This is a genomic window from Roseomonas sp. F4, from assembly GCF_053891155.1.
Genome location: NZ_JBSSHK010000007.1, coordinates 58630 through 76800, shown reverse-complemented (window position 1 = coordinate 76800; position 18171 = coordinate 58630). Strand labels below are relative to the sequence as shown.

Genomic DNA, 18171 nt, shown 5'->3' with positions numbered 1-18171 from the left:
CGACGGCGTCCCGCGATATAGGATTGCCTCCAGGCCGGGCGCTGGTCCCGGCAGGAGGAAATGTCATGACCAAATGGGGTGCCGCGCTGGTCGCGGCCTGTCTCGGCCTCGGCGGCGTCGCCCAGGCGCAGCCGATCGCGCTGGAGCGTTTCGGCTCCTTCCATGTCGGTGGACGCCAGGTGGAGCTTTCGGGCCGCCCCGTCCGCGAATACCTGCCGACCGTGGGCAGCGCGCCGCTGCGCATCGACCCGAACGGCGTTCACATGGTGGGGCAGATGTATGCCCGCTTCATGGTGCCCGCCCCGCAGCGCGGCGCGGCGCCGCTGATGCTGTGGCACGGCGCCTACCTGACCGGCGTCACCTGGGAAACCACGCCGGATGGCCGGCCAGGCTGGGACGAGTTCTTCCTGCGACGCGGCTGGGCCACCTATGTGACGGATGCGGTAGAACGCGGCCGCAGCGGCGCCGCCATGGTGCCCGAAATCTACGCCCCGCCGCTGCACCTGCCGGCGCAAAACCCCTGGGAGCGCTTTCGCATCGGCACCGGCGCCGGGTCCTACGCCACGCGCAGCGTTTTGGCGGGCAACCAGTTCCCAACCGACCACTACGAGGCCTTCACGCGGCAGGTCGTCGCGCGTTACCTCGGCACCGATGACGATGTGATCGCGGCCTATATCGCGCTGCTGGAGCGCGTTGGGCCTTCGGTGGTCATCGCGCACAGCCAGGGCGGCGCTTTCGCCTGGCAGGTGGCACAGCGGCGGCCGGACCTGTTCCGCGCGCTGGTCCTGATCGAGCCCGCCGGCACCGGCGATGTGGCGGAGGCGGCGAAGCTGAAGGATGTGCCGCAGTTGCTGGTCTATGGCGATTATGTCGAGCAGGACCCGCGCTGGTCCGTCATTCGCCGCAACGCCCGCGCCTTCGCCACAGCGATCCAGGCCGCCGGTGGCGCGGTGGAGGATGTGGACCTGCCGAGCCGCGGCATTCCGGGCAACAGCCACATGCTGATGATGGACCGCAACAGCGACCAGGTGGCGGCGCTGGTGCAGGATTGGCTGGCGGCGAAGGGGCTTTGGCGGTAGCGCTGGGCCGCCTGGCCCCAACCCCGACCCTCCCCCGCGAAAGCGGGGGAGGGAGAAGTGGTCAGCTCAGCTTCAAGTCGGCGGCGCCCGGCAGATAGGCGCTGGTGTAGAGCTCCTCCGGCGAGGGCCGGCGCGGAAACGCATAAACCTTCTCCAGGATGTCGAGGGACCGGGCCAGGCGGGTCGGGTCCATGGCGGACAGGCCGTGCTGCTTCACATGGTCGGTCATGATGAGCTCGGCATTCACCAGCCGCGCCCGCTCCTCCTCCAGCGCCTGGTCCACCAGGGGCTCCGTCGCCTTCACCGCGACGGCGGAGCCGGCCGGATCGGCGACCATGGATTGCACGCCGCGCGCCATGGCGCGCACCACGCCGCGCACCACAGCCGGGTTGGCCTCGGCATAGGCGCGCGTCGTCATGATGCAGTTGGAATAGAGCGGCACGCCGTAGTCCCGGTAGCGCATGATGCGCTGCTGCGCCTCCGTCATGCCGAGCCCCTTCAGGCTGATGACGGTGGAGCTGACGAAGCCGGTGATGGCATCGGCCTGGCCGCGGATCAGCATCGGCTCGCGCAGCGGCGGCGTCACGCTGATCCATTGCACCTTGGCCGCATCGAAGCCGGCGGCCTCGGCAAACACTGGGAAGATCTGCCGGCCCGCATCACCCTCCGGCGCGGCGATGCGCTTGCCCTCCAGATCCTTCGGCGTGCGGATCGGCCCATCGGCACGGGAGACGGCGACCAGCGGCAGCCCGTCAAAGACCATCAGCACGCACATCATGCCGACCGAGAGATTCTCCGCCGCGAACTTCGCCATGGAGGAAAAATCGCCAAAGCCCATGTCATAGGCGCCGCCGCCGACATCGATCGGCACGCGGCCGGAGCCGAAGCCGCGCGAGAGGCGGATATCCACCCCCTCCTCGCGAAAGAAGCCGCCGCGTTCCGCCACCTGGGCGAAGGCGGTGGAGCCGCTGATCGCCCAGTCCAGGCTGAAGCGGCAGATGCGGCCCTGGGCCCGGGCATCGCGCCCCGAGATCAGGGCCGCGGTGGCCAGGCCGGCGCCGAGGGCGCCACGTCGCGTGAGCATATGCGGATGTCCCTGTCTCAGGTGGTTGCGAGTTCCGGCATGCGCGCCGGGGCGGAATAGGTCTCGACGATGGCGCGCAGCTTCTTGCGCGCGAGGTTGCCGGCGCGGTCCTGCGGCATGCCCTGTTCGGGCGTCTCGCCCGGCATGATCGGCACATCGGCGCGCGTGGCTTCGAGGATGATCTTGTCCTCGGTGGTCACGCGGCGGTCGAAGGCGATGGCGGCGGCGGCGGGGATATCCGCCTCGCTGTCATTCCTGATGCAGAACTGGGTGAACAGGATGCGCTTGTCGCCCAGCGGCGTCGCCGTGGTGAAGATGATGTGCTGCAGCCCGTTGGGATAGGTGATGTGCAGCTTGCGGCAGTTCGGCGCCCACCAGGTGGCGACGCGCTTCCGCACCGTCGTGTCGCTGTCGATGCCCGTGTAGCTCTTGCCCTCGCTGCGATTGGCGATGGGCACGGTGGCGCGGGAGATCAGGCCGAAGTCGAATTCCTCGATATCCTCCGGCGGCGGCACCGGCTGCTTGATGTCGCCCTGGGTGCCGCGATGGACGAAGGCGACATGGGCGAGGTCGAACCAGTTGTCGACGAGGCGGAACAGCGACATGTCCCAGGCCTCGTGGAATTCCTGGATGACGCGGTAGCCACCGTCATCGGCCTCCGGCAGTTCCGGGATGCCCATCAGCGGGTCCTCCACCGCCACCCAGACGAAGCCGTAGCGCTCCGCGACGTGGTAGGATTTCACCCGCGCGCTGGCGGGCGGCGCCACTTCCGGCCGCTGCGGGATCAGCGTGCACTGGCCGGCGGCGTTGAATTCCCAGCCGTGATAGGGGCAGGCGAGGGAATCGCCGTGCAGCTCGCCCAGCGACAACCGCGCAGAGCGATGGCAGCAGGCATCCTCCAGTGCGGAGACGGTTCCATCGGCCGCGCGCCACAGCACCATCTCCTCCCCGAACAGGGCGAAGGGCTGCGGTCCCTCATCCAGCTTTTCGACAGGCATCGCCACGTACCAGAAGCGGCGGAACACGGCGGCATCACCGATCTTCATGGGGGTCTCCCAGCCCGTTACCGGGTCAGGGAGATGCAACCTGCATGCCAGTGGTTGACGCAGCCTAGGCGGGGATCGGCACGCGCCCCGCGATCGGGTCCAGCAGGCTCTCGATCTGCGCCGACTCGGCCCATTCCAGCCCCACCGTCACCACCGTGACGCGGGAGCGGAATTGCGGCGGGATGCGCACGAAATCCTTGCGCGTGGTCACCGGCAAGGCGCGGGCGGCCTCCGCCTGCTTCAGCAGGTCCTGGATTTCCTCGGCATCGTATTGGTAGTGGTCGCCGAAGGCCTCGCGGCCCGCCAGCACGGCGCCGGCTTCCTGCAAGGTGGTGAAGAATTTCCGGGGGTTGGCGATGCCGCAGAAGGCGTAGACCGGCTGGCCGCGCAGCATCGCCGCCTCCGGCCCCGGCACCAGCTTGGCATGCAGCACGCGCAGCCCCGGCGGCAGCATGTCCAGCGCGCCGGTCTCATCCTCGCCGATCAGCACCGCGGCCTGGCAGCGCGCGGCGGCGGCAGCCACCGGTTCGCGCAGCGGGCCGGCGGGAATGATGCGGCCATTGCCGAAGCCGAAGCCGCCATCGATCACCAGCAGCGACAGGTCCTTGGCCAGGCCCGGATTCTGCAGCCCGTCATCCATGACGATGCAGCGGGCATTGGCGGCCACGGCGGCCTGGGCGCCGGCGACACGATCGGCGGAGACCCAGGTGGGGCGCACATCCGCCAGCAGCAGCGCCTCATCCCCCACCATGGTGCTGTCATGCGTGGCGGGGTCGACCCGCAGCGTCCCCTTGGTGGTGCCGCCATAGCCGCGCAGCAGGAAATGCGCCGCGACACCGCGATCCGCCAGCCGCCGGCCGAGATCCAGCGCCACGGTGGTCTTGCCCGCGCCGCCGGCGGTGGCATTGCCGCAGCAGATCACCGGCACGGGCGCCTGCCAGCCGGGCCGCGCCATGCGCCGCGCCGTGGCCTGCGCATAGAGCGCGGAGAAGGGGGACAGCAGCAGCGGCATCACACCGCCGCCGCCCGCCCAGAAGGCGGGTGCTCGCATCAGGCCTTGACCATCCGGTTCCGTTCACCCGTTCGCCGATGCGGGGGTCGCGAAGCAGCCCCCGCGCCAAGGACCGCCCGCAGGGGCGGCCCCACTTCTATGCCGGATCCTGTCCACCCGGACCGGGCGGGGACCCCTTGCCATCCGGCAGCAGCTTCAGCAAAGCCGCGGCCACTTCCCCTGGCAGACCTTCCTGGCCGGCCGCCACCTGGGCGGCGGCGGCGGCCATCGCCTGGCGCCGGGGCCTATCGGATAGCATGGCCGCCACCTGCTCCGCCAGCGCCCCCGCCGTGGCGGCCATCTGGGCCGCGCCGCCCGCCGCCAGCAGCCGCGCCACCGGCTCCTCGAAGTTGAAGGTGTGCGGGCCGAGCAGGATCGGGCAGCCGAGCCGCGCCGCCTCCAGCGGGTTCTGGCCGCCATGCGGCACCAGGCTGCCGCCGATCAGCGCGACATCGGCCAGCCGGTAGAACAGGCCCAGCTCGCCGAGCGTATCCGCCACGTAGACGGCGACATCCGCCGTCGGCGCCCCGCCCGCCGCCCGGCGCGCCACGCCCAGCCCCTGCCGCGCCGCCTGATCGGCCATGGCCGCGCCGCGTTCCGGGTGGCGGGGCACCAGCACCGTCAGCAGGTCCGGCCAGGCCGGCGCCAGCAGCGCATGGGCGGCCAGCACCAGCGCCTCCTCCCCCGGATGGGTCGAGGCGGCGAGGAAGACGGGGCGGTCGCCCATGGCCTCGCGCAACTCCGCCAGCACCGCATCATCCGCCGGCAGCGGCGGCGCGAAGGCCTTCAGGTCGCCCCAGCACAGCGCATCCCTCGCCCCCAGCGCCGCCAGCCGCGCCCGATCCCCCTCCGACCGCGCCAGCACCAGGCCGAAGCTGCCCAGGATCCAGGCGGCGCTGCGCGGAAAATGGCGCCAGCGGGCGAAGGATCGCGGGCTCATCCGCCCGTTCAGCAGCGCCAGCGGCAGGCGGCGGGCTCGGGCGGCGCCGAGCAGATTGGGCCAGAGCTCGCTTTCCACCAGCGCCCCGGCATCCGGGCGCCAATCATCCAGGAAGCGCGCCACCCAGCCCGGCACGTCCAGCGGCAGGAAGCGATGGGCGATGCGCGGGAAGCCCTCTGCATCCGGCCGGGTCAGGGCCGGCGGCAGGCGGCGGCGCAGCGCCTCCGCCCCCGTCACCGTGCCGGTGGTGACCAGCAGGCGTAGACCCGGCTGGCGGGCCAGCAGCGCCTCCAGCAAGGGCAAGGTAGACAGCGCCTCCCCCACGCTGGCCGCGTGTAGCCACAGCAGCGGGCCGGACGGGCGGGCGGCGCCCAGGCCGCGGCGTTCCGGCAGCCGGGCCGGCACCTCCTTGCCACGCTTGGCGCGGCGGGCGAGGTGGCCGTTCAGCAGCGGCGCGGCCAGCAGGGTGGCGAGGCGCCAGGCCAGGATCGGCAGGGTCATCGGCGCGCCGCCGGCTCCGTGACGCCGCAGATGCGATCGGCCTCGGCGCAAGCCGCGGTCAGTGCGGCGGCTATAGCGGGCAGCGCCGCCTCCGCCGCGTCGCGCGGCACGGTGATAGGCGCGCCGCAGACCAGGACGCCACGGCCGAAGGGCAGCGGCAGCATCATGCGGTCCCAGGAGCCGAGGCGGCGATGCGCCGTGCTGGCCGCGCCCACTGGCACCACCGCCACGCCAGAGACGGCGGCAAGCTGCGCCACGCCCGGCGCGGCCTGCCGGCGCGGCCCGCGCGGGCCGTCCGGCGTGATGATGACGGGATGCCCCTGGCGCAGCGCCCGCAGCAGCCCGACCAGCGCCGGCGCGCCGCCACGACGAGAGGAGCCGTAGATCATCTCCACGCCGAAGCGAGCGACGGCAGCACCGATGAAGCGGCCATCCCGGTGCCGGCTGACCAGCACCCGCGGCCGCAGCGCCGCCGCGCGCGGCTCGGCGGCCCGCGCCAGCGGGAACAGGGCCGGCACCAGCGGCAGGCGTTCATGCCAGAAGGCGAGGATCAGCGGCTGGCCTTGCGCCACCAATGCCATGGCGGGCTCCGCACCCAGAAGCTGCCAGCGCGTGGTCCGCACCACCAGAGACAGGTACAGCCCGAGCAGCCGCGCCAGGCCCCCCTGGACCGCCGGATGCCGGATCAGCTTGCGCATCATGGGCGGAGTCGGAGACACGCCATGCCAAGGCCGGTAGCACGCCCTGACGCAATCGGGAAACCACCGCTCCCTCGGGCTCAGCCGCCCGACGTCAACAGAAGACCAGGCTGTCGCGAAAGCGCCGGGCGCAGGCGGCCCAGGAGAATTGCGCGGCATAGGCACGGCAGGCAGCACGGTCCAACGCCATCGCCCGCAGGCAGGCCGCGCGCAGATCGGCATCCAGCGCACCCACGGGATGGTCGCCGATGACATCCAGTGGCCCGGTCACCGGGAAGGCCGCCACCGGCGTGCCGCTGGCCAGCGCCTCCAGCAGTACCAGTCCGAAGGTGTCGGTCAGCGAGGGGAAGACGAAGACATCGGCCCGCGCATAGGCCCGTGCCAGCGCGCCATTCTCCCGCCATCCGGTGAAATGCGTGTCGGGGAAGCGCCGCATCAGCGCGGCGCGCTGCGGCCCATCCCCCACCACCACCTTGCTGCCGGGCAGGTCGAGGGCGAGGAAGGCTTCGAGGTTCTTCTCTACCGCCACACGACCGGCGCAGAGGAAGATGGGGCGCGGCAGGTTCTCCCAGTCCTCCGCCACGCCATTCTCCGCCGCCGCCGGCTGGAAGCGCGCGAGATCGACGCCGCGTGACCATGGCACGACATGGGCAAAACCCCGCTGACGCAGCTCCGTCGCCAGGGTCGGCGTTGCGCAGAGCGTACCGGCGCCGGCCGCGTGAAAATGCCGCATCAGCGCCCAGGACCAGGCCTTCGGGATCCGGGTGCGGGCGTGGAGATAATCCGGAAACTTGGTGTGGAAGGAGGTGGTGAAGCGCCAACCTCGCGACCGGCAGATGGCGCGCATCGCCCAGCCCAGCGGCCCCTCCGTCGCGATATGCACGGAATCCGGCCGGAAGGCCTCGGCCATGCGGGCCAACTTGCGGCGTGGCGCCAGTGCCAGGCGGATTTCCGCATAGCCCGGGGTCGGGATGGTGGCGAAGCGGTCGGGACCGATCACCTCCACCACGTCACCGAGGCGCGTCAATTCCTCCACCACCGTGGCCATGGTCCGGACCACGCCATTCACCTGCGGAAACCAGGCGTCGGACACGACGAGGATGCGTAGCGGACCCGCCGCGGCCGTCATCTCCGTCTCCTCGAGCGCACCCATCCCCCAAACCGACTGCGCGTCCAATGGTTCCCCTTCGCCGCAGGCACCTCATGCGTCCCCCCGATGCCTGAGATGGCCGCGTGGCGGAAGGTGGAAAAAGCGTTCACGCGGTTTCCGGTGCCGGCGCCGGGGCGGGCGCGACAGCGGATGCGGGGGTGGCGGCGGTCGCCGAAGCCGCGTCGCGGAAGAAGCTCAGCCGGTTCTCCCGCGCCCAGTCCACCAGTTCGAACTGGCCATTCTCATGCTCGACCAGCGCGGTGCAGCTTTCCACCCAGTCGCCGTCATTCATGTACAGCACGCCCTGCACTTCGCGCATCTCGGCATGGTGGATATGGCCGCAGACCACGCCGTCCAGCCCGCGCCGGCGGGCTTCCTGGGCCAGCGCCACCTCGAAGCGGTCGATCGCCTTCACCGCTTCCTTCACTTGGCGCTTCAGCCATTGCGACAGCGACCAATAGGGATAGCCGAAGCGGCGGCGCAGCGCGTTGAACCAGCGATTGGCGGCGAGCGCGGTGTCATAGGCCCAGTCGCCGAGATGGGCGAGGAACTTGGCGTAGCGCACCACGCTGTCGAATTCATCGCCATGGATGACCAGGAAGCGACGGCCATCCGCGGCCTGGTGCACCGCCTCCTTCGCCAGGCGCACACCGGCGACCTCCAACCCCAGCCAGTCGCGGAACATTTCGTCGTGGTTGCCTGGGATGTAGATGACATCCGTGCCGTTGCGCGCCAGGCGCAGCACCAGGCGGATCACCTCGTCATGATCCGCGTCCCAGTACCAGGATTTGCGCAGGCGCCAGCCATCGATGATGTCGCCAACCAGATAGAGCTGGTCGCACTCCACACGGCGCAGGAAGTCCGCCAGGAAATCGGCGCGGCAACCGCGCGTGCCGAGATGCATGTCGGAGAGGAAGACCGTGCGGTAGCGACGCCGGGTTTCTGTGTTGTGCATCCGTCTGTGCCCCGTCCTCATCCATCGCGCGCCGCGAACGCGTTGCCGACGTTTCCGTTGCGCGAGCGCGCAGTAACGCGGGATGGCGTCGCACGACGTGAATCTTGAATGACTTCTGCGGCGTGGCAGGTAGACGGGGAATGCGCTGCGCGCATGTCACGCGACCGTCAGCGTTGTGTCGGCGTGGTGTCATCATGCGCGCGGTAGGGGCGGCGCATGCTCATCGTCTTCAACCCCACCGCCGGTGCCGGCCGCCGACGGCGCCTTTCGCGCGCGCTCGATGCCCTTCTCCGACTTGGAGTGCGGCCCGAGGTGGCGGAAACCGCGGGACCCGGCGATGCGCGCCGGATCGCCGCCGAGGCGGCCGCGCGCGGCATCGCGCTGGTGGTCGCGGCCGGCGGCGATGGCACGATCGCGGAGGTGGCGGCGGGGATTTCGGGCAGCGCCGCCGCGTTGGGCCTGCTGCCACTCGGCACCGCCAATGTGCTGGCCTGGGAACTCGGCCTGAACCGCGCGCCGGAAGCCGCGGCCCAGGTGCTGGCGCAGGGGCGTGCCGGGCTGGTCTGGCCCGGGCTGGCGCATTTCCCCGATGGGCGGCAGATCCTGTTCGTGCAGATGCTGGGCGCGGGGTTCGACGCGGCCGTGGTCACCGCGCTGGATCTGCGGCTGAAGCGCCAGCTGGGCCGCGCGGCCTATGTCTGGCAGGCGCTGCGGGAGGCACCGCGCTATCCCTACCCGCCGATCATGGCCGCGCTGGATGGCAAGACGGCGGCGGCGGCGGCGAGCGTCATCGTCACCAAGGGTCGGCTCTATGCCGGGCGCCACCTGCTGGCCCCCCAGGCGCAGCCCGCGGCGCCGGGCTTTCAGGTGGTTTTGTTCCGCCAGGGCGGGGCGGCGGCGGCGTTGCTGGCGGGTGCCGCCCTACCGCTGGGCCTGGTGCCGCGCCTGCCAGGGGTGGTGATCCACCCGGCGCGGCAAGTGGTGCTGCAGGGTATGGCGGTGCCGGTGCAGGCGGATGGCGACCCGGTCGGCCTGTTACCGGTGCGGGTGGAGGACGCGGCCGCCCCGCTGCGCATCCTGCTGCCGCGATAGCCGACGTTATCGTTTCCTTCAGGAGCGACCCGTCACCCTGGCGGTGCGCGGACCGGGCTGGCACGCAAAGGTCAGCCCGAGGCGATCCCCCTTTCGGACCCCAGGACCGCCATGCCCAAGGAAGTCCGTCACATCCTGTTCACGCCGGAAGAGGTGCTGGAGGCGTTGTGCGACAGCATGACCCTGGCCGATCCGGCCTGGACGGCCGGCATTGTGCGGCTGCGGCTGGACATGGCGACCGCCAGCTCCGGCGAGGTGGTGGGCCGGCTGATGCCGCATCCGCCGCGCCGTGGGACCCAGCTGGGCTGGACCTTCCCGGCACCGGATCTGCTGGCGACCTTGTTGCAGACCTGCCGGCGGCGGCGAATCCCGCTGCCGCGACGTGGCCTCAAGCGGCTGGAACTGGTCGGCACCAGCCTGTGCCTGACCATCACGATCGGCGATGTGGCGACGGAGCCGGAGGTCTCACCAAAGGAAATTCGCTACCTGGACCCGGCGCTGGCACCCTTGCTGGCGCGCCGCCTCAGCTCCGGCTGAGGCGATCCGTCCGTTCCTGGCCGAGAGCCATGCCGGTGGCGCCAAGCCCGGCGACCAGGGACAGAAGGCCGAAGCCGGCCGCGGCGCCAAGCCCGGCCAATCCGATTCCGAGCGCCGGCAACAGGCTCAGCGCGACACTGGCCATGGCAAACAGGGCGGCGATACCGGCCAACAGGCTGAGGCCGATCAACATGGCGGATCCCCCGATCGTGGCGTCATGAGGCAGGATGCGCCACTTTTTCGCCATGATCCATGCACGAAGACGGGAGGCGGCCGCGCCGCCCCCCCTTCGCCAGTGATCGCGGGGTCAGGCCGGCAGGCGCAGTTGCTCGCTGGGCGGCAGATAGGCCGGGGTGTAGAAATCGCCAGCCGCCAGCGTCGCGGGGATGCTGAAGGCGGTGCGGATGGTCTCGATGCTGGCCTGGACCCGCGCGGTCGGCAGGTTGCCATAGCCGCCCGAAAGCACCTCCGGCGTGCGGATGAACTCGAAATTGGCGATCAGCCGCTCCTTCTCCAGCGCCGCCGGCGCGGTCGGATCGCGCTTCACCAGGGCGGCGATGGCCGCATCCGGCTCCCGCCAGGCATCGGCATGGCCGCGGATGATGGCCCGGATCATGCCGGTGACGATGGCCGGATTGGCCTCGGCGTAGGACTTGCGCACCTGGAGGCCGGTGGAGAGTAGCGCCACGCCGAAATTCGAATAGCGCATCACCACGATATCGGCCTGCGGAATGTTCAGCGCGCGCAGGCTGAACACGCCGGAGGTCTCGAAACCCGTGATGGCATCCGCATCGCCGCGCGCCAGCATGGGCTCCCGCAGCGGCGGCGTGACGGTGATCCAGGTGATCTTGGACAGGTCGATGCCGGTGGCGCGGGCAAAAGCGGGGAAGAACTGCCGGCCGCCATCGGTTTCCGGCGCCGCGAGCTTCTTGCCCTCCAGGTCCTTCGGCGTGCGGATGCCGGTGCGGCGGAGGGTGATGGCGGAAAGCGGGCTGCCCTGGGCCAGCATGAAGGGGCAGATCAGGTCCGTGCCAGGCTGGGTCAGGCGCAGGCGCATCACGGCGGAGACGTCGCCGACGCCGAACTGATAGGCGCCGCTGGCCACCTTCACCGGCACGTCGCCGGCGCCAAAGCCGCGATCCATGGTGACGTCCAGCCCTTCCTCGCGGAAATAGCCGCGCTCCAGCGCCAGCAGATAGGGCGCCTGCGGCCCCTGGAAGGCCCAGTCCAGGGAGAACTTGATCGGCGTCAGCGCGGCCTGGGCGCGCGCGAGGCGCGGCGCGGCCAGCAGGCCTCCGGCGGCGGCGAGCAGGGTACGGCGGGGGGTCGGCATATCGGTGAAGTCTCCTGTCGCGCGCGCGCTTCAGCGCGGCTGTTTCTTCGCCGAGCGCACCAAGCAACCGCTGTGCCGGCCCTGGGGAGCTTTGGCCGTGGGATTCTGCCGCTTTGGAGGGCGCCCCCGCCCCATTCTTGGGCGCAATTCCCGGATTGATCCCAGATCGCCTGCGAAAGCGCCTGGCACAGTGGTTGCGAAGCCCGGCGCGCCGCCATCCCCGGCGAGGCATGCCCACGGACTTTCTCCATGCTGGCCACGCGCCAAAAAGTGCTGCGTCGTTTCTGGTATCCGGTGATGCCGGAGGCGTCGCTGGATACCGCCAAGCCGGTGCCCTTCCGCCTGCTCGGCCAGGACATCGTGCTGTGGCGCGGCAAGGGCGGAGCCCCGGCCGCGCTGGCGGATCGCTGCCCGCATCGCGGCGCAAAACTCTCCACCGGCTTCCTCGACCGGGATGTGCCGGAAGGCCCGGCGCTGGCCTGCGGCTATCACGGCTGGGCCTATGGCGCCGATGGCCGCTGCGTGAAGGTGCCGCAGGCGCATGATCCGCTGCGCGGGCTGAAGGGCGGCGCGAAGGCGCATCATGCCGCCAGCCGCTATGGCTGGATCTGGGTCTGTCTGGAGGAGCCGCTGATGGCGATTCCGGAGATCCCGGAAGCCGCCGATCCCGCCTTCCGCCGCATCGACGAATTCCACGAACCCTGGGCCGTCTCCGGCCTGCGGATCATGGAAAACAGTTTTGACACGGCGCATTTCTCCTATGTCCATGCGGCCACCTTCGGCATCCCTGAGGACCCGAAGCCGGCGCCTTCCACCATCGAGCACACCGATTGGGGCTTCATCATGCGGTCGGAGGCGCCGGTCTCGAATCGCGGCATCAGCAAGGAGCTGGTGAAGTCCGACAGCGACCGCACGGTGCGGGTGATCGAGGGCCGCTGGTTCCTGCCCTTCTTCCGCGCCAGCCGCATCGACTACCCGACCGGGCTGACCCACATCCTGTGCACCGGGGCGACACCGACCGACGACCAGCACAGCATGATCTGTCAATGGGTTCTTCGAAACGACACGGAAGCCGAGGCGCCGGCGGAGAAGGTGATCGCCTTCGACCGCGCGGTGACGGAGGAGGATCGCGGGGTGCTGGAAACCACGACCTTCGACGTGCCGCTGGAGATGGGGGCGGAGCTGCACATGCCCGCCGACAAGCCCGGCATCGAAATGCGCCGCCGGCTGTCCGCCCTGCTGGCGGAGCATCATGAGACCGAAATGCGCCTGCCGGAGACCGTTTAACGGCGCCTCCGCGGGGCTTGCGAGCCGCGGCGTCGCGGCGGCATAGTCCTGACAATTCAACATCCGCAATCCAAGGATACCAGCCCATGCCGCGTGATGGATATTTGTCGCGCCCGCTGACGCGGCGTTCCGCTCTGGCGGCCGCCGCCCTGCCACTGCTGGCCGGCCAGGCGCGGGCGCAGCAGCGCTTCGCGGGGCGGGAGATCGTGGCGACGGCCTTTGGCGGGCCGAGCCAGGACCTGATCCAGCGCATGGTCTTCGACGTGGTGACGCGGGAGACCGGCGCGCGCGGCACGCAGACGCCGCTGCTCTCCGCCAATGCCTTCGCCCGCATGCGGGCCGAGGCTCAGGCGCCGCAGATCGACCTGTTCATGTTCTCCGGCGGGCAGCAGGTGGCGGCCAAGGCCGGCGACCTGACCCAGAAACTGCCGGATGCGTCGAATTTCGCCAATGTGCCCGCCAGTCTGAAGGATGCCGATGGGCATTGGATCGCCTGGGGCCTGGTGACGGAGGGTATCCTCTACCGCCCGGACAAGGTCGCGAACCCGCCGCGCAGCTACAAGGACTTCTTCCGCCCGGAATTCGAGGGTCATATCGCCTTCCCGCATATCACCAACGGCTATGGCACCGACTTCCTGGTGATGCTGGCCCGCGCCTTTGGCGGCAGCGAGAGCAATATCGGCCCGGGCTTCGACGCGCTGAAGCGCATCTCCGGCCGCGCCAATATCTTCCGCTCCGCGGCGGAGGTGCAGACGCTGTTCGCCTCCGGCGATATCTGGATCATGCCCTATGACGGCGCCTCCGCCATGCGCAGCTCCGCCATGGGCATTCCGGTGGCCTATTCGGTGCCGGAGGAAGGCGCGCCCTTCGTGCTGCTGACCGGCGCGGTGGCCAAGCGGTCGCGCAATGCCGACATCGCGGCCGCCGTTCTGAACCGGCATCTGGACCCGGAGGTGCAAACCGCCATCGCGCGGGAGATCGGCTGGGCGCCGGTAAACCCGGCGACGCAACTGCCGCCGGATGTCGCGCCCTTCATGGCGCCGACCGACAAGCTGGCGGATCTGAACCGGGATGTCATCAATGCCAGCCGTCCGGCCTGGACCGACCGTTTCAACCGCGAGATCGCGCGCTAACCCAATGATGCACACCGCCCGGCGGGGGTTGATCGCCGCCGGGCTGCTGGCCCCGGCGGCGCTGATCTTCGCCACCCTGTTCATCTGGCCGCAGCTCGGGCTGTTCCTGCAATCCCTCGGCGGACCGCCGACCTTCTCGCGCTTCCTGGGCGACAGTTATTACCTCGGCGTGCTGGGCAACAGCCTGCTGCTGGGCGTCTGCGTCACGTTGGTGACGCTGGTGCTGGGCTTTCCGCTGGCCTTCCTGCTGGCGCGGGCGGAGACGCGCTGGGCCGGGCTTTTGCTGTTGCTGACCACCTTCCCGCTCTGGGTGAGTGCGGTGGTGCGCAGCTTCGCCTGGATGGTGCTGTTCTTCCGCTCCGGCGTCGCCTCCCGCCTGTTGCAGGGCACGGGGCTGGTGCCGCCGGATTTTCAGCTCATCGGCACATTTGCGGGCGTGGTCATCGCGCTGGCGCAGGTGCTGCTGCCGATCATGATCGTCACGCTCTATGCGGTGATCCGCGGCGTCGACCGGGACCTGGAACATGCGGCGATGAATCTCGGCGCCTCGCCCGCCGTGGCTCTGTGGCTGGTGACGCTGCGGCTGGCGCGGGGCGGCGTGCTGGCGGGGTCGCTGCTGGTCTTCTCGCTGTCGGTTTCCGCCTTCGCGACGCCCTCCCTGATCGGTGGCGCGCGGGCGCATTTCATGGCGGTGACGATCTATGAGCAGACGCTGGAATTGCTGGACTGGCCCTTCGCCGCGGCGATCGCCGCCATCCTGCTGGTGATCTCGCTGTCGGTGGCGCTGACCTACGGCAAGCTGCTGGGGGAGAAGAACCGATGACCAGCCTGCGCACACCGCTCGGCTGGGTGCTGCGGGGCATGGCGGTGCTCGGCTTCATCTATCTGCTGGGGCCGTTGCTGGTGATCGTCGCGGCCTCCTTCAGCGATACCGGCTACCTGGCCTTTCCGCCGCAGGGCTTTTCGCTGCGCTGGTATCATGCGGCGCTGAACGACGCTCGCTACCTGAACGGCTTCTTCGTCAGCATGCGGCTGGGGCTGATGGTCGCCGCTCTGTCCCTGGTGATCGGCACCGCCGCCGCCGTGGCGCTGACACGCTTCGCCTTCCCCGGATCGACCTTGCTGGAGGCGCTGTTCCTGTCCCCGCTGGTGCTGCCGGCGCTGGTGCTGGCGGTGGCGCTGACGCTGTTCTTCGCCGCCAACCCGATCGCGCCCCCGGGCATGATGCGCCTCGTCATTTCCCACCTGCTGGTCGGCGTCCCCATGGTGTTGCGGGTCATGCTGCCTGTTCTGCGGCGCGTCGATCCGGCCATCGAGGAAGCGGCGCGCAACCTGGGGGCTTCGCCCATCAAGGCGTTCTTCCTGGTGACGTTGCCGGTGCTGCGACCGGGGCTGATCGCCGCCGCCGCGCTGGCCTTCATCTTCTCCTTCGACGAAGTCGAGATGGCGTTGTTCCTGGGCTCGGTCCGGGACGCGCCGCTGACTGTCGTTCTCTATGGCGCCGCGCAGATGCAGATGGACCCGACGGTCGCAGCCGTCTCCTCCATGCTCATCCTGCTGGCCCTGCTGCTGATGGTGGCTCAACAGATGTATGCGAACCGATGACGAACAGCGCGGAACTGGTGCTGGACGGGCTGGCGCGCCGCTACGGCAGCACCACCGCCGTGGCGCGGATGGACCTGACCGTCGCGGCCGGAGAGCTGGTGGCGCTGCTCGGCCCCTCCGGCTGCGGCAAGACAACGACCCTGCGCATGGTGGCGGGCTTCATCGAGCCCAGCGAAGGCCGCATCCTGCTGCGCGGCAAGGACATCACCACCATGCCCGCCCATCAGCGCGACACCGGCATGGTCTTCCAATCCTACGCCCTGTTCCCGCATCTGAGCGTCGCCGAGAACATCGCCTTCGGTCTGAAGCGGCGCGGCGTCGGCAAGGCGGAGATCGCGGAGCGCGTCGCCCGCATGGTCTCCCTACTGCAATTGCAGGGGCTGGAAGGGCGGCTTCCCAAACAGCTTTCCGGCGGCCAGCAGCAGCGCGTCGCCGTCGGCCGCGCCTTGGTCATCAACCCGGCCGTGGTGCTGCTGGACGAGCCCTTCTCCAATCTCGACGCCCTGCTGCGGGAGGGCACGCGGATCGAGCTGCGGCGTTTGCAGACGGAACTCGGCCTGACGACGCTGTTCGTCACCCATGACCAGGCGGAGGCCATGGCGATCTCCGACCGCATCGCGGTGATGAACAAGGGAAGGCTGGAACAGCTCGGCACGCCGCGCGAGGTCTATGAGCGCCCGGCCACCCGTTTCGTCGCCACCTTCATCGGCCGCGCGAACATCTTTGTCAGTCGCGACGGGCGGTCGGAGGATGGGATTCCGCTGGATGCGGCAGATGGCACGCTGGTGCTGCGGCCGGAGCGGGTGACGCTGGATGACGCGCCGGCCGAGGGGCCGAATGCCGTCTCCGGTACCGTGGAGCTGCTGAGTTTTCTGGGCACCGGCACCCAGGCCGTGCTGCGGCTGGCCGGCGGGCGGCAATTGCTGGTCGAAGGCCCGGCCGCGCTGGCCGACCGGTTTCGCACGGGCGGGCGGGCGACGGCGCGCTGGACGCGCGGCGATTTGGTGGCGCTGCCGGCGGAGTAGAGAACCCCCACCCCGACCAGCCTTCGGCGTTGCGGCAGTGCCGCAACCCCCCGCAAGTGCGGGGGAGAGAGCAGACCGCCGCTTCCCCCTCCCCCGCTCTGCGGAGGAGGGTCGGGGTGGGGGCAACGACCAGGAGACCCACCATGAAGTTCGGCACCGCTGAAGCCGCCCCCGGCGAACTCGCCACCGGCACCATCGCCCTCACCAGCGACCCGATCGGCCCGCTGCTGTCGCCCGTCATGCTCGCGCGCGGCGCGCTGCCGGGGCCGCGGCTGTACATCCAGTGCCTGATCCATGGCGGTGAGAATGTCGGGCCGATCGCGGCGGCGCGCTTCATCCGCGGGCTGGACCTCAAGACCTTCAAGGGCAGCATCGCCGCGCTGATGGTGGCCAATCCGCTCGGCCAGCGCATGCACAGCCGGCTGATCCCGCAGGACGGCACCAACCTCAACCGCATCTTCCCGGGCAATCCCAAGGGCAGCGTCGGCGAGCAGCTTGCCGACCGGCTGCTGGCCCTGGCCGGGGAACATGGCGGCGACGCGGTGCTCGACCTGCACAGCGGCGGGGAGCTGACCATCACCGCCTTCTACGTCATCCACGACGCGAAGGGCACGTCGCCCGCGCAGCTCGCCTCCCAAAAGCTCTCGGCGCAGGTCGGCAGCCGCTATCAGTGGGGCGCGACGGAGGACTGGATGGAGGGCACCTTCCTCACCAACGTCACACGTCGCCACAATATTCCGGCACTGATCGTGGAATCCGGCGGCGGTGCGCGGGTGCGGGAGGAGGATCTGGACAATTTCGCCATCGCCCTGACCGGCACGGCGCAGGCGCTGGGCATGATCCCGGGCACACCGCCGACGGCCACAGACATCCGCTACGGCGGCAATGCGGTGCATGTGAAGTGCAGCCAGGGCGGCTACTGGGATTGCCGCGTAGAGCCTGGCCAGGACATGGCGGCGGGCGATGTTATGGGCCACATGGTCGACATGACCGGCCAGGTGGTGGAGACCATCACCTGCCCCGCGAAATCCGCCTGGGTCGGCTCCATCCGTCGCCCCTGGATGCCGCTCTATGCCGGCGACCAGGTGGTGGAGGTAGTGGAGCGCAAGTAGCGCTCCCCCAGAGCGGGAGGCGCTATTCCTCCCGCTTGATCTCCAGCATCTTCGCACCATGCAGCCGGATATCGGCGCATTCCTTGGCAAACAGGGGCAGATCCTCCGGCAGCATGCGGCCGAACATGGTCACCGGGGTCCAGCCCAGCGGGCCAAACACGCGGCCGCCATCGCCGTAGAACATGCCGATCTCCCAGAACTCGTCGGCCAGGCCCTTCATCATGTTCGGCGCCTGGTAGAACCACAGCACATCGCCCGGCGTCGGGATAACCGTCTGGTTCTCCGGCGGCAGGCTGCGCGGGTCGAAGGTCTGGTTCTCCGGCGGCAGGCCGATCATGATTTCGGGGCCGGCGAACATGGCGTGGAAGGACAGCTGGCGCACCGGGGTCGCGAGCGCGCCCCAGATGGCCTCGACCGTGCGGGCGGCGAGCGTCTCGTGCAGCTCGACACGGCCGGAAACCCCGGCATCGACGAAGGTGAAACGCAGCATGCGGGGCATCGGGGCGGACTCCTGATCAGGGGCGCAGGATCATCCGGCCGCGC

General features: G+C 70.0%; 19 protein-coding genes. 9 read left to right on the top strand and 10 right to left on the bottom strand.

Annotation, left to right across the window (positions count from 1 at the left end; translation table 11 throughout):
- Positions 1-65 precede the first annotated feature (65 nt).
- The gene (locus ACVFYP_RS25930) at positions 66-1079 is read left to right on the top strand and encodes an alpha/beta hydrolase (protein ID WP_499203076.1); all 1014 of its coding nucleotides are present in this window, start codon (positions 66-68) and stop codon (positions 1077-1079) included.
- 61 nt (positions 1080-1140) lie between these two features.
- Here ACVFYP_RS25930 and ACVFYP_RS25925 read toward each other — a convergent pair whose 3' ends face one another.
- The 7 genes from ACVFYP_RS25925 to ACVFYP_RS25895 all read right to left on the bottom strand — a co-directional run bounded on the left by ACVFYP_RS25925 (position 1141) and on the right by ACVFYP_RS25895 (position 8504).
- Positions 1141-2163 (bottom strand): ABC transporter substrate-binding protein, encoded by a 1023-nt coding sequence (locus tag ACVFYP_RS25925; RefSeq protein ID WP_499203075.1) that lies wholly within the window; start codon positions 2161-2163, stop codon positions 1141-1143.
- A gap of 17 nt (positions 2164-2180) precedes the next feature.
- Positions 2181-3209: an aromatic ring-hydroxylating dioxygenase subunit alpha gene (locus tag ACVFYP_RS25920; RefSeq protein ID WP_499203074.1), complete on the bottom strand. Its 1029-nt coding sequence runs from the start codon at positions 3207-3209 to the stop codon at positions 2181-2183.
- A gap of 64 nt (positions 3210-3273) precedes the next feature.
- On the bottom strand, positions 3274-4260 hold the full coding sequence (gene lpxK / locus ACVFYP_RS25915; protein WP_499203073.1) for a tetraacyldisaccharide 4'-kinase: 987 nt from the start codon (positions 4258-4260) through the stop codon (positions 3274-3276).
- A 97-nt stretch (positions 4261-4357) separates the two neighbouring features.
- Positions 4358-5701 carry a 3-deoxy-D-manno-octulosonic acid transferase gene (locus ACVFYP_RS25910; protein ID WP_499203072.1) on the bottom strand — a complete coding sequence of 448 codons (1344 nt, stop codon included), beginning with the start codon at positions 5699-5701 and terminating at the stop codon, positions 4358-4360.
- Positions 5698-6402, bottom strand: a complete 705-nt coding sequence (locus ACVFYP_RS25905; protein WP_499203071.1) for a lysophospholipid acyltransferase family protein — start codon at positions 6400-6402, stop codon at positions 5698-5700. Before ACVFYP_RS25905 ends, ACVFYP_RS25910 begins: the two co-directional genes overlap by 4 nt.
- A 91-nt stretch (positions 6403-6493) precedes the next feature.
- A complete protein-coding gene (locus ACVFYP_RS25900) occupies positions 6494-7528 on the bottom strand; it encodes a glycosyltransferase family 4 protein (RefSeq protein WP_499203070.1) in 1035 nt (344 codons plus the stop codon).
- 127 nt (positions 7529-7655) lie between these two features.
- Entirely contained in the window at positions 7656-8504 is an 849-nt protein-coding gene (locus ACVFYP_RS25895) for a UDP-2,3-diacylglucosamine diphosphatase (RefSeq protein WP_499203069.1), read from the bottom strand.
- Positions 8505-8720: 216 nt separating this feature from the next.
- On the opposite strand from ACVFYP_RS25895, the gene ACVFYP_RS25890 reads away from it, so the two are divergent.
- Both ACVFYP_RS25890 and ACVFYP_RS25885 read left to right on the top strand, forming a co-directional pair.
- The gene (locus ACVFYP_RS25890) at positions 8721-9596 is read left to right on the top strand and encodes a diacylglycerol/lipid kinase family protein (protein ID WP_499203068.1); all 876 of its coding nucleotides are present in this window, start codon (positions 8721-8723) and stop codon (positions 9594-9596) included.
- 111 nt (positions 9597-9707) lie between these two features.
- A complete protein-coding gene (locus tag ACVFYP_RS25885; protein WP_499203067.1) occupies positions 9708-10133 on the top strand; it encodes a hypothetical protein in 426 nt (141 codons plus the stop codon).
- Here ACVFYP_RS25885 and ACVFYP_RS25880 read toward each other — a convergent pair.
- Both ACVFYP_RS25880 and ACVFYP_RS25875 read right to left on the bottom strand, forming a co-directional pair.
- The gene (locus tag ACVFYP_RS25880) at positions 10120-10326 is read right to left on the bottom strand and encodes a hypothetical protein (protein WP_499203066.1); all 207 of its coding nucleotides are present in this window, start codon (positions 10324-10326) and stop codon (positions 10120-10122) included. The two genes, ACVFYP_RS25885 and ACVFYP_RS25880, sit on opposite strands and share 14 nt — an antisense overlap.
- A 114-nt stretch (positions 10327-10440) precedes the next feature.
- Positions 10441-11466, bottom strand: a complete 1026-nt coding sequence (locus tag ACVFYP_RS25875; protein WP_499203065.1) for an ABC transporter substrate-binding protein — start codon at positions 11464-11466, stop codon at positions 10441-10443.
- A 249-nt stretch (positions 11467-11715) separates the two neighbouring features.
- On the opposite strand from ACVFYP_RS25875, the gene ACVFYP_RS25870 reads away from it, so the two are divergent.
- The 6 genes from ACVFYP_RS25870 to ACVFYP_RS25845 all read left to right on the top strand — a co-directional run bounded on the left by ACVFYP_RS25870 (position 11716) and on the right by ACVFYP_RS25845 (position 17628).
- Positions 11716-12753, top strand: coding sequence for an aromatic ring-hydroxylating dioxygenase subunit alpha (locus ACVFYP_RS25870; protein ID WP_499203064.1), 1038 nt, complete (start codon positions 11716-11718; stop codon positions 12751-12753).
- A gap of 86 nt (positions 12754-12839) precedes the next feature.
- Positions 12840-13886 (top strand): extracellular solute-binding protein, encoded by a 1047-nt coding sequence (locus ACVFYP_RS25865; RefSeq protein ID WP_499203063.1) that lies wholly within the window; start codon positions 12840-12842, stop codon positions 13884-13886.
- A gap of 4 nt (positions 13887-13890) precedes the next feature.
- Complete coding sequence (locus ACVFYP_RS25860) at positions 13891-14709, top strand: ABC transporter permease (RefSeq protein ID WP_499203062.1); 819 nt, start codon at positions 13891-13893, stop codon at positions 14707-14709.
- Positions 14706-15491 carry an ABC transporter permease gene (locus tag ACVFYP_RS25855; protein ID WP_499203061.1) on the top strand — a complete coding sequence of 262 codons (786 nt, stop codon included), beginning with the start codon at positions 14706-14708 and terminating at the stop codon, positions 15489-15491. The genes ACVFYP_RS25860 and ACVFYP_RS25855 overlap by 4 nt, the downstream gene beginning before the upstream one ends.
- On the top strand, positions 15488-16516 hold the full coding sequence (locus ACVFYP_RS25850; protein WP_499203060.1) for an ABC transporter ATP-binding protein: 1029 nt from the start codon (positions 15488-15490) through the stop codon (positions 16514-16516). The genes ACVFYP_RS25855 and ACVFYP_RS25850 overlap by 4 nt, the downstream gene beginning before the upstream one ends.
- Positions 16517-16659: 143 nt before the next feature.
- On the top strand, positions 16660-17628 hold the full coding sequence (locus tag ACVFYP_RS25845) for a succinylglutamate desuccinylase/aspartoacylase family protein (RefSeq protein WP_499203059.1): 969 nt from the start codon (positions 16660-16662) through the stop codon (positions 17626-17628).
- A 22-nt stretch (positions 17629-17650) separates the two neighbouring features.
- On the opposite strand, the gene ACVFYP_RS25840 is transcribed toward ACVFYP_RS25845, so the two are convergent.
- Positions 17651-18127 (bottom strand): DUF3830 family protein, encoded by a 477-nt coding sequence (locus ACVFYP_RS25840; protein ID WP_499203058.1) that lies wholly within the window; start codon positions 18125-18127, stop codon positions 17651-17653.
- Between the last annotated feature and the right edge of the window lie 44 nt (positions 18128-18171).

What these genes read in the sequence shown, in the direction of transcription:
- ACVFYP_RS25930 (WP_499203076.1), top strand. Translation starts at nt 66, where the DNA reads ATGACCAAATGGGGTGCCGCGCTGGTCGCGGCCTGTCTCGGCCTCGGC.
- ACVFYP_RS25925 (WP_499203075.1), bottom strand. Translation starts at nt 2,163, where the DNA reads ATGCTCACGCGACGTGGCGCCCTCGGCGCCGGCCTGGCCACCGCGGCC.
- ACVFYP_RS25920 (WP_499203074.1), bottom strand. Translation starts at nt 3,209, where the DNA reads ATGAAGATCGGTGATGCCGCCGTGTTCCGCCGCTTCTGGTACGTGGCG.
- lpxK (WP_499203073.1), bottom strand. Translation starts at nt 4,260, where the DNA reads ATGCGAGCACCCGCCTTCTGGGCGGGCGGCGGCGGTGTGATGCCGCTG.
- ACVFYP_RS25910 (WP_499203072.1), bottom strand. Translation starts at nt 5,701, where the DNA reads ATGACCCTGCCGATCCTGGCCTGGCGCCTCGCCACCCTGCTGGCCGCG.
- ACVFYP_RS25905 (WP_499203071.1), bottom strand. Translation starts at nt 6,402, where the DNA reads ATGATGCGCAAGCTGATCCGGCATCCGGCGGTCCAGGGGGGCCTGGCG.
- ACVFYP_RS25900 (WP_499203070.1), bottom strand. Translation starts at nt 7,528, where the DNA reads ATGACGGCCGCGGCGGGTCCGCTACGCATCCTCGTCGTGTCCGACGCC.
- ACVFYP_RS25895 (WP_499203069.1), bottom strand. Translation starts at nt 8,504, where the DNA reads ATGCACAACACAGAAACCCGGCGTCGCTACCGCACGGTCTTCCTCTCC.
- ACVFYP_RS25890 (WP_499203068.1), top strand. Translation starts at nt 8,721, where the DNA reads ATGCTCATCGTCTTCAACCCCACCGCCGGTGCCGGCCGCCGACGGCGC.
- ACVFYP_RS25885 (WP_499203067.1), top strand. Translation starts at nt 9,708, where the DNA reads ATGCCCAAGGAAGTCCGTCACATCCTGTTCACGCCGGAAGAGGTGCTG.
- ACVFYP_RS25880 (WP_499203066.1), bottom strand. Translation starts at nt 10,326, where the DNA reads ATGTTGATCGGCCTCAGCCTGTTGGCCGGTATCGCCGCCCTGTTTGCC.
- ACVFYP_RS25875 (WP_499203065.1), bottom strand. Translation starts at nt 11,466, where the DNA reads ATGCCGACCCCCCGCCGTACCCTGCTCGCCGCCGCCGGAGGCCTGCTG.
- ACVFYP_RS25870 (WP_499203064.1), top strand. Translation starts at nt 11,716, where the DNA reads ATGCTGGCCACGCGCCAAAAAGTGCTGCGTCGTTTCTGGTATCCGGTG.
- ACVFYP_RS25865 (WP_499203063.1), top strand. Translation starts at nt 12,840, where the DNA reads ATGCCGCGTGATGGATATTTGTCGCGCCCGCTGACGCGGCGTTCCGCT.
- ACVFYP_RS25860 (WP_499203062.1), top strand. Translation starts at nt 13,891, where the DNA reads ATGATGCACACCGCCCGGCGGGGGTTGATCGCCGCCGGGCTGCTGGCC.
- ACVFYP_RS25855 (WP_499203061.1), top strand. Translation starts at nt 14,706, where the DNA reads ATGACCAGCCTGCGCACACCGCTCGGCTGGGTGCTGCGGGGCATGGCG.
- ACVFYP_RS25850 (WP_499203060.1), top strand. Translation starts at nt 15,488, where the DNA reads ATGACGAACAGCGCGGAACTGGTGCTGGACGGGCTGGCGCGCCGCTAC.
- ACVFYP_RS25845 (WP_499203059.1), top strand. Translation starts at nt 16,660, where the DNA reads ATGAAGTTCGGCACCGCTGAAGCCGCCCCCGGCGAACTCGCCACCGGC.
- ACVFYP_RS25840 (WP_499203058.1), bottom strand. Translation starts at nt 18,127, where the DNA reads ATGCCCCGCATGCTGCGTTTCACCTTCGTCGATGCCGGGGTTTCCGGC.